The sequence below is a fragment of the Filibacter tadaridae genome, assembly GCF_900609045.1.
Taxonomy (GTDB): Bacteria; Bacillota; Bacilli; order Bacillales_A; family Planococcaceae; genus Sporosarcina; species Sporosarcina tadaridae.
The window spans coordinates 27,412-37,409 of record NZ_UXAV01000027.1 but is presented as its reverse complement, the minus strand read 5'-3'; the positions used below and the strand labels follow the sequence as shown (position 1 = coordinate 37,409).

At 43.3% G+C, this 9,998-nt stretch carries 7 protein-coding genes; 3 read left to right on the top strand and 4 right to left on the bottom strand.

Annotation, left to right across the window (positions count from 1 at the left end; genetic code table 11):
• The 4 genes from FILTAD_RS15680 to csaB form a co-directional block, all read right to left on the bottom strand.
• Nucleotides 1-305: hypothetical protein (locus FILTAD_RS15680; RefSeq protein WP_148085378.1), on the bottom strand; the 305-nt coding region annotated here is incomplete at its 3' end.
• 228 nt (nt 306-533) lie between these two features.
• Nucleotides 534-2,042, bottom strand: a complete 1,509-nt coding sequence (gene murJ, locus FILTAD_RS04745) for a murein biosynthesis integral membrane protein MurJ (RefSeq protein WP_124069371.1) — start codon at nt 2,040-2,042, stop codon at nt 534-536.
• Nucleotides 2,043-2,095: 53 nt separating this feature from the next.
• Complete coding sequence (locus FILTAD_RS04740; protein ID WP_124069370.1) at nt 2,096-3,268, bottom strand: glycosyltransferase family 4 protein; 1,173 nt, start codon at nt 3,266-3,268, stop codon at nt 2,096-2,098.
• 3 nt (nt 3,269-3,271) lie between these two features.
• Nucleotides 3,272-4,393 (bottom strand): polysaccharide pyruvyl transferase CsaB, encoded by a 1,122-nt coding sequence (gene csaB, locus FILTAD_RS04735; RefSeq protein ID WP_124069369.1) that lies wholly within the window; start codon nt 4,391-4,393, stop codon nt 3,272-3,274.
• A 152-nt stretch (nt 4,394-4,545) separates the two neighbouring features.
• Between csaB and FILTAD_RS04730 the strand changes: the two genes are divergently transcribed.
• The 3 genes from FILTAD_RS04730 to FILTAD_RS04720 all read left to right on the top strand — a co-directional run bounded on the left by FILTAD_RS04730 (nt 4,546) and on the right by FILTAD_RS04720 (nt 9,594).
• Nucleotides 4,546-5,265, top strand: coding sequence for a WecB/TagA/CpsF family glycosyltransferase (locus tag FILTAD_RS04730; protein ID WP_124069368.1), 720 nt, complete (start codon nt 4,546-4,548; stop codon nt 5,263-5,265).
• A 23-nt stretch (nt 5,266-5,288) separates the two neighbouring features.
• Nucleotides 5,289-6,572: a nucleotide sugar dehydrogenase gene (locus tag FILTAD_RS04725; RefSeq protein ID WP_124069367.1), complete on the top strand. Its 1,284-nt coding sequence runs from the start codon at nt 5,289-5,291 to the stop codon at nt 6,570-6,572.
• A 292-nt stretch (nt 6,573-6,864) separates the two neighbouring features.
• Nucleotides 6,865-9,594 (top strand): S-layer homology domain-containing protein, encoded by a 2,730-nt coding sequence (locus tag FILTAD_RS04720; RefSeq protein ID WP_124069366.1) that lies wholly within the window; start codon nt 6,865-6,867, stop codon nt 9,592-9,594.
• The last annotated feature ends 404 nt before the right edge of the window (nt 9,595-9,998 follow it).

The following is a 9,998-nucleotide window of genomic DNA, read 5'->3' as shown; positions in this document are numbered from 1 at the left end:
CGCTCAATCAAGCATCGTTCGCGCTCAATCAAGCATCGCCCGCGCTCAATCAAGCATCGCCCGCGCTCAAACAAGCAGCGTTCGCGCTCAAAGAACCCGCCCGCGCGCTCAAACAAGCAGCGTTCGCGCTCAAAGAACCCGGCCGCGCGCTCAAACAAGCAGCGTTCGCGCTCAAAGAACCCGGCCGCGCGCTCAATCAGGCATCGCCCGCGCTCAAAGAACCCGGCCGCGCGCTCAATCAAGCATCGTTCGCGCTCAATCAAGCATCGCCCGCGCTCAATCAAGCATCGCCCGCGCTCAAACAAGCAGCGTTCGCGCTCAAAGAACCCGGCCGCGCGCTCAATCAAGCACCGTTCGCGCTCAAAGAATCCCCGCGCGCGCTCAATCAAGCATCGCCCGCGCTCAAAGAACCCCCGCGCGCGCTCAATCAAGCAGCGCCCGCGCTCAAAGACCCCTCGCCCGCGCTCAATCAAGCACCGCCCGCGCTCAATCAAGCAACACCCCCGCCGAACCTACCAACGAATCCCCGCCAGTCACCGCCTCAAAAGCCCAATAAACCGCCGAGCCCCCTCACGATAAAACAACAACAGCATCCCCGCATACACCGCAACCCCAATCGGCACAAGCACAGCCAACTGAACAATCGCCGTCCACGCGCTAGCACCAAGGCCAACCTTCAGCCCCCAAATAGCAAGCCCCATCACAATAGCAGGACCCACAACACGCGAACTCATCCGCGCAAACCGCTTAAATTCCACCATCCCAAGGTCCTTATACACAACAACCATCGAAACAGCAAAATAATACACACTAACAATCGAGGCAGAAATAGCAAGCGCCGGATAGCCGTATTTATCAACAAGCAACCAGTTCATCACAAAGTTCAACACAATCGTCGTCACACTAATTCGGAACACAACGGCCGTCTTGCCGCGCGCATACATCGATTTCGACAAAATCAGCTGCATTCCTTGGAAAACAATAATCGGCAAATACCACAACAACGCAATATGCGTATTCGCCGTATCCGTAGCCGTAAACTTCCCATGTTCGTAAATGAATGAAATAATGGCGTCCCCAACAACAAGCAAACCAATCGCAATCGGTAACAATGTCACCAAAGAAATCTCCATCCCGCGAAACACCGTATCCCGGAACTTCTTCAAATCCTCCGTCTGCTCACTCATTAACGTGAAAATAATAGCAGCCAAAGTCGTCGCATAAATCGCGTTCGGAATACTAATAATCAGCGATGAATTATTCAAATAAGTTACAGCCGCATCACCCGTACCTGAAGCAAAAAACCGGTTAACAAACAAATTCACTTGTCCTACCACTGAATTCAACAACGACGGAATGATCAGCGCAAGAAATACCTTCCCGAACATGCGATCCATCCGGAATGTAAGTTGCCATGTATAATCTGAACGAACAAGCGCAACAACCTGCACGATAACCCCTATGACAGTCCCGAAGATAAACCCATATACCAATGAAAAAATGCCCCACACATCACTAAAGAACAGGGCGAACAAAGCGGCCATCAACGTCGCCAACAATTTGGAAACTTGAGACGGCACGAAAATCCGCCGTGACTGCAAATAAGAATCGAGCAAACCACTCAACGCAATCATCGTCATGAACGCAAAGAAAATCTGCGTCATCCGTATGGCAAGCACAGCTGTATCCGCACTCATATTCCCGTATATGAACGGTACAAATGCATCCGCGAAAAACCATCCAACTAAACTGATTCCGACAAAAACCACCATCGTCCAGTTCAACAATGCATTTGCATTTCGATCATCCGCGTCCTCACCAGCTACCCGGCTTTTCACATACATTGGTAAAAATACATTATTGAATCCCGTCGAAATCATTGCAACAACGAGCGTTATAAATCCAAACGCAAGGAAATACGCATCCGTCTCAGAAGAAGCCCCAAATTCCTTGGCAACAACCGACTCGCGAATGAATCCCGAAACCTTCAACACAAGCGCAAGCGCCGTTGTCCACAATGCCGCTTTTTTTAAACCATTCATAATACCCTCCACATAAGAAAGCTCCCGGCAATCGCTGGGAGCTAAACTAAACATTACTTGCTTAAAGCTTTCACATAAATCTTTTCATATTTCTCCGCGGCTGCAAAATGCGAGTACTCCGCAACAATTTTCGCACGGGCTGTATCCGCCAATCGCTGGCCTTCTTCAGGATTTCTCAACAGTTTAATCATTGCGTCAGACAATTCCTCCACGTTTTGCTCTTCAACAAGCAACCCGTCCACGCCATCTTCAATGATTTCCTTCAACCCGCCAACTGCACAAGCAATCAGTGGCACACCAGAGCCCATCGCTTCAAGCGCCGAAATCGATGTCGCTTCTTCAACACCGGCAGAATAGATGGAAGGAACAAGCGCCACGTTACTAAGTGCATAATACTGCACCATCAGTGTATGATCGACCGCGCCAACCATTGTCACGCGGTCCGCTACGCCAAGTTCAGCAGCTTTCGCTTTCATCGTATCCATCATTTCACCCGTTCCAGCAAACACGACACGCGCCTTCGGGAACTCCTTAAGCACTGCCGGCAAAGCCAAAATCGGATAGATAACGCCATTTTTCTTCGTCAACCGACGTGGAACAAAGAAGATCAACTCATCCTTATCAAACTCGTATGTCGCTCGGAACTCGTCCCGACGTTCAATCTCAGGTTTAAATGACTCAACGTCAATGAAGTTCTTAATCATATTCCCGGTAACACCGGTTTCTTTCTTAATATAATCTTTAATCCGCGTATCGACAGTAATGACTTCGCGTGTCGCTTTATAAGACTCCCGCTCCGACTCCATCAGTTCTTCAGCTTCCGCCGAACCTTCAATAACGGTACCCTTGGAAATCCCTTCAAACGTTAAATAGCCATGAACCGTACTCACAACAGGCGTGCCGGAAGACAGCGCAGCAAACGTCGTGTATACATCTTGCGCATTTATAATGTCGTAGCCTTTCGTTGCTTCCTCTTTAATAAGCGTTTCAAGTTCATCTTTGCGCCGTTTCAACGTCCACACATACCCGGAACCTTTTTTCATTTTATTCAACAAAAACGCAGGTCCTCTGACCACGCCATCCCGTTTCCACTTCGGTACATCTGTAAACGACACAATATGTACGCTGTGCCCCCGGGATTCAAGACCCGACTTCAAAGTTGTTAAATGAACCGACAATCCTCCTAAATGAGGATAATCATATGCAGTCGCTAGTAAAATCTTCACCGATCATCGTCCTCCATTCAAAAAACGCTCTCGTAACAAATCGACATTGCGTAATGCCTCTTGACGTAACACCGCTACATTAGGTTCCATCATCAACTTCAAGTCATCCGCATGGTCAAGCGCATAAAGTGCATTCGCAAGCAATTCTTCTTTTGTAAACTCACCAAGTGGGAAAGAGCGATCCCACATACCCGAACGTTTCAAAAAGCTTTCCACTTTCTGATCATAGCTTAACCCGATATGCGGTACATTCGATAATGCCGCGAATATCAATGCATGCAAACGCAGTGCAAGTGTTAAGTCCGTCTTTGCTATGAAATTATAAAACTCATTGGGCGTAAACGCCTCACCAAGTAATTTCGTTTGATCCGCATGTTTCATCTTCGCCATCACTTTTTTCGATACATTCGTATCATAAGGCGGCTCCATCGGTACAAATACCGGCAGAACGCCGCGTTGTTCTATAAGCTCGTCCAACACCCATGCAAGCTTTTCAATATAGACAACCTCATGTTCAAACCAAGGGCGCGGCGCAACAGCGACTAAACGCTCATCTCCATTTAAGCCAAGCGATGCATACGCAACATTATCTTCATCAGATTTAAACGCAAAAACGATATCAGCAGTCACAACCGTTTCAGGACGTTTTACGCCTAATGAAATCAAATAATCTTTCGAATACTGATCCCTTACCGTAACTAAATCTGCCATATTCGCAAATAGACGCATCAAAAACTTGCCCCATTTACTCGTAACAGGACCAATTCCTTGTGAAAAGAACATCACTTTCGTTCTACACAACTTCGCCAAAAAAACAATGAGCAAGTAATAAGGAAGCGGACCGAACAAAAACTTTGTCGGATAGGTATCTTGTAAAAGACCTCCACCGCCAGAAATCAGTAAATCCGCCTGACGCAATGCCTTTACTTTCTCTTTATTGCCATGACGCCAACCGCGATAAACCGACTTCACGCCATGTTGTTTTGCAGTTTCAGTAGGGGATAATGAAAACACCGTAATATCCGGATTATCCAGCTCCGCACGCAAGTTATCCACAATCGCTTTTAAAATCGCTTCATCACCCGTATTACCAAGGCCATAAAAGCCCGAAAGTACAATCTTCAATATGTTCGTTCCTCCTTAAAAACAAAAGCTTCCACGCAGTCGTGAAAGCGTCATTCTATCCAGATTTTATCACTCTTTCGGATGGCTATGCAACCTGTTTGAGTTTCTGCTATACTAATACAATTGAAAGCGAACGAATCGAGGGTCAGTTTATGAAGGATACATACCTAGGTGTGCACGTATCACCACTTACATATGAAGGAATTGTGACGGAGATAAAGGCAAGGATGAAACACGGGGAACAGTCAACTGTCATTGCTGTAAATCCAGAAAAAGTAATGACAGCACAAAAAGACCCCACTGTAAAGGAACTTATTAACAACTCAACGTTTCAAATAGCAGATGGGATAGGTATACTACTTGCATCGAAGCTAAAAAAAGGGAACATCAAGTCCCGTGTAACCGGCGTCGATATGATGGCACGCCTTCTGAAATTCGCAGCAGCGGAAAACCATCCAATATACATGTATGGAGCGAAGAAGGAAGTCATTGAACGAGCTGCAGTGAATATCCAACGCGACAACCAAGGCATTATCATTGCAGGAACAACTGACGGCTACGAACAAGACGAAAACGCACTTATTAAGCGCATCAACGATAGTGGAGCAAAACTTATTTTCGTTGCACTTGGTAGCCCGAAACAAGAACTATGGATCAAACGCAACATGGACAAGTTACCAAACGTCTTAGTATTCCAGGGGGTAGGCGGCAGCTTCGACGTCTTCTCAGGGACCGTCAAACGAGCACCGGCCTTTTTCCGGAATACGGGAACGGAATGGTTGTACAGGCTCCTAAGTGATCCGAAACGCTTCAAACGCCAACTGAATTTACCACGATTTCTAATCAAGCTACTATTTAATAGAAGAAACTAAGAAACCAGCAAGGGAGCATTCAAATGAAAAAATCAATTTGTATCGTCGGATTAGGATATATCGGTTTACCAACAGCAGTCATGTTTTCAAATCACGGGCATATCGTACATGGTGTCGATGTTAACGAAAGCGTTGTCGAACGCATTCGTAACAAGAAACTTCATATAGAAGAGAACGGTCTACAAGAACGGCTTGACCAAGCCATCGATTCACAAACATTCACGGTCTCAACAACACCTGAGAAAGCGGATGTCTTTATCATTGCAGTACCTTCGCCCATCAAAGCGGACAAGACTGCAAACCTCGAGTACATCCGTAGCGCAGCAAAAGCAATTACACCGTTCGTTGAAAAGGGGAACCTTGTCATTCTTGAGTCAACAGTGCCACCACGCACCGTCCAAGACGTGATTATTCCGGAACTTATTCAATCTGGACTGGAAATCGGAACAGACATATTCGTTTCACACTCACCAGAACGCGTTATTCCTGGACGAGCTTTCGAGGAACTCGTGTCAAACGATCGGATCATCGGTGGGGTAAATCAAGAATCCGCACACATGACTGCCAATTTATATAGTTCATTCGTTAAAGGGAAAATGCATGAAACAGACGATGTAACAGCCGAACTCGTCAAAGTAATGGAAAACACGTACCGTGATGTTAATATCGCACTTGCGAACGAACTAGCGAAAATCGCCCAAACAATTGACGTAAACGTCTGGGAAGCAATCCGACTCGCAAACTTCCATCCGCGCGTCAATATTCACCAACCAGGTCCCGGAGTCGGAGGACATTGCATCGCAGTCGATCCATGGTTCCTTGTGGAATTAAACCCGGAACTCGCCAAAATTATTCATTTAGCACGTCGTACAAATGACGGTATGCCGGAATACACAGCACGCCTAACAGCGGATATTCTAAAAGCGAAAGGCGTAGAGTCACCAAAAGTGGCGGCACTTGGACTAGCGTTCAAAGGGAATATCGATGACATGAGAGAAAGCCCTTCCGTAGATGTCGTGGGAGAACTAAGAAACAAAGAGTTAAAAGTCGTTGCATACGATCCGCATATCAAAACAAACAACATAGACGTACAAACACAAGAGCCAGAAGAAGCTTTCGAAGGTGCTTCAGCGATCGTCATTTTAACAAGCCATGACGAATTTAAAGCGCTTGAACCAAATGAGATTGCTAAACACATGGCCCATAAAGTCATTATCGATACGAAAAACTGCATCGACCGTAGTAAGTGGGAAGAAGCAGGATTTGAAGTATATGTATTGGGAGATTCAAAAAATAGTAAATACTAGAAATGGCCTGGGAATAGCAACTGGCGAAATGAATTGTCAAAACCCTGAACGTAAATTCCAATTAAAAGTTGAAATTCCTAAATGGTTTGCTATAATAGATAGAGAGTTTGAATAGCGACACGTGCATAGTTAACTACTTCTAGTAAAGAGAGTTTTGTATTCTTTTGTAGAAAACAAACCTATTTTAATAAAAGGTAGATTCTTTTGCACTTTGTTGGTACAATTTAAACTGAACCTATGAATCTCATAGCGTTATTACACTTGCTTTTAAAATTAGGGAGGAATACTACACATGGCTCATCAACCAAAAGCTTATAAAAAGTTTGTAGCAACAGCTGCAACTGCAACACTCGTAGCAACAGCACTAGTACCAGCAGCATCAGCTGCAGAAACGAAATCGTTCACGGACGTAAGTAAAAATTACAAAGAGGCTGTTGACTATCTTCTAGCTAACGGTATCACTGAAGGAACATCTGCAACAACTTTTGGTACAACTGGAGACATCACACGTGGTGACGCAGCTGTATTTATCGCAAGAGCGTTGAAACTTGATACTGCTAACGCGAAAGACCAAGGTTTCACAGACTTGAATAACCGTGTTGCTAAAGCTGTTAACGCTGTTGCAGAAGCGAAAATTGCTAGCGGAACATCAGCTACTACTTTCAATCCTGATGCTAAAATCACTCGTCAAGAAATGGCGAAAATACTTGTAAACGCTTATGAACTAGACGGCAAAGGTACATCAAATAGTTTCACAGATGTAAACAGCAACTGGGATGAATATGTTGATGCACTTGTGAAAACTGGCGTAACACTTGGCCTAACAGATAATCTTTTCGGAGCAACTGACAATGTAACTCGTGGTCAATTCGCATTGTTCATTTTCCGTGCTGAGCACCTAACACCGGCAACTCCTGAAGTTGTATCGGTAAGTGCGATTAACGGAAAGCAACTTGAAATTAAATTCAACAAAGCTGTTGATAAGGATACTGTAATCACTAAAACTACTGCTGGTGGCGACATTGCTGGTTCTTTAGTTGATGGTGTATTCACATTCACAGCTCTTAAAAAAGCTGATGGAACAACAGCTTCTAACACTGTTTCTGCTGACGTTGCAACAGGATCATTAAGCGCGGATGGTAAAACTTTGACAGTTTCTACTGGTGCTGGTGTTTTTGAAGGTAACTACACTGTTTCTGTAAACAAAGGTGTTGAGTCTGCAGATGGTCAAGATGTACCTGCATTCTCTACTTTAATCTACGTTAAAGATGAAGTTGCTCCAGTACTATTGTCTGGTAATGCATCTGCAAAAACTAATACTAACCAACTTACATTAGTATTTAGCGAACCTGTAGATCACACTGGTGCAGTTGCATATATTGATGGAACTCCTGCTACTTTGTCTGCTGGTTCTAATGCAAATGAATTAACAGTAACAAGTTCTACAGCAATTGATGCAGGTAAAACTGTTGGAGTACAAGTATTGAATGTTAAAGATGCTGCAGGAAATGTAATTGCACCTAACCCATCTAATACAAACGTTACTGTATTAGCTAACACTACTGCTCCGGCTGTTTCTTCTGTAACAGTTACAGGAGAAAAAACTTTCACAGCTACATTCACAAAACCAGTAAATTCTGCAACCTTCCTAAATAATGTCGCAGTAGTTTCTGGTGGGATTTCTCCATCATCCACTGCATTCACTGTATCGAATGTGAGCGCTGATGGTAAAACAGTTACTTTCTCAACATCTGCTAATATTTTTGCAAATGCCGCTACATTTACCGGTACTTTAATTATTAGTAAAGAAGTTCAAGACAATGCAGGAAACAAATTAGGTGCTGACTATTCTCAAAGCATTACATTTAATAAAGATGTGACTGCACCAGCTGTATCTTCAGTTACAACTGACTCAACTAATAAAAAAGTATTAGTTACATTCAGCAAAAATGTAAATCTTGTTGGTTCTGCTGCAGCTACAATCGCTAAAGTAACATTGATTAATAGTAATGGTAAGGTTGTTGCATTAGATGCTAGTGCTACGGCATCTATCGTTAATAACAACCAATTACAAATTGACAACAATGGAGTTGCATTAGCAGCTGGAACTTATACAGTTCGTCTTGCAGCTGGTGCTGTACAAGATGGTCTAACTGAAAATAACCAAAATGCTGCTACAACACAAACTTTAGTTGTAAAAGCACCTGCAGCTGCAGCTGATACTGCTAAACCAGTTGTTACAACTAATACAACTGTTACAGGTTATAATGGTGCTTCTACAGCTCCTGCTGCTGAACAAGTATTAACTTATACTGTAGTAGATTCAGGAAGTGGTATTGATATTAATTCAGTATTAAGTCTTGCAAACTATACAATCGATGGAAAAGTATTACCAACAGGTACTTACATTACTACTTCTGGATATTCAGCTTCAGCACCAACTGGTACAGTAACAGTTTCATTACATCTTCCATCTGCTTCAATTAGTAAAGCAACTACATCTTCACAATTAGTAATCTCTAATTTGAAAGATTTAGCTGGAAACGTAATTACTCCTGCAGTTACAGCTGCATTAGCAATTGGTGAGGGTGTTGCTCCAACACTCGCTTCTGTAAATATTGCTACAGGTGATAACACTACTTTAGTTACTGCATTCTCTGAAGATGTAACTGGTGTAACACTTGCTGCCTTTACTGTTACATTAAACGGTAAAGATGTTAGTTCAGAAGCTTCATTCACAGCTATAACAGTAGGTCCTGATAAAGGTAAATACTATATCCAAGTTGCTCAATCATATGATGCAGTTCTTGGCACAGTATTCATTGATGTTAACGGTGATGCTGATTATGATGCAGGTACTGACGTTTCACTTGCAACTGGTGTAGCTACTCCGCCAACAGCAACAGAAGTTAACTTCACAAGTGCTGCTGTTTCTAACTTGAAAGTTGATTTAGATACTGTAACTAGTATAACTGATACTCAAGGTAACCTTGCAACTGTTGCTACAAAAGTAGTTAAGTAATCTTGCTTTCTTAAACATTATTTAATACCCGGTGTCAGTCACTGAATTTCAGGTACCTGTGCATGACACAATTCAAAATATTCACTACAATTGTATAAAGAAAAAAGAGTGTTCAGCCATATTCACTTTTATTGGATAACTCACTGTATATTTATAAACCCTAGTGAATTATCATAATTAAACTTTGCACAGGTGCAAAAACAATTCTGATAATGGTAAATGACACCAAAAAATTTAGTCCCCTGATCGAGCAATCGGTCTTGGGGCTTTTTTTTGTTCTATTATAGTATTGCCTGTTCAAGCTAGCTTATACGGGATACGTTAAACGGTTAGGATTGATTATTTGGTTCCTATTCACTGATACAATCGAAATAATGGTCCAAGAGCGTTACAAGGAAACTAGT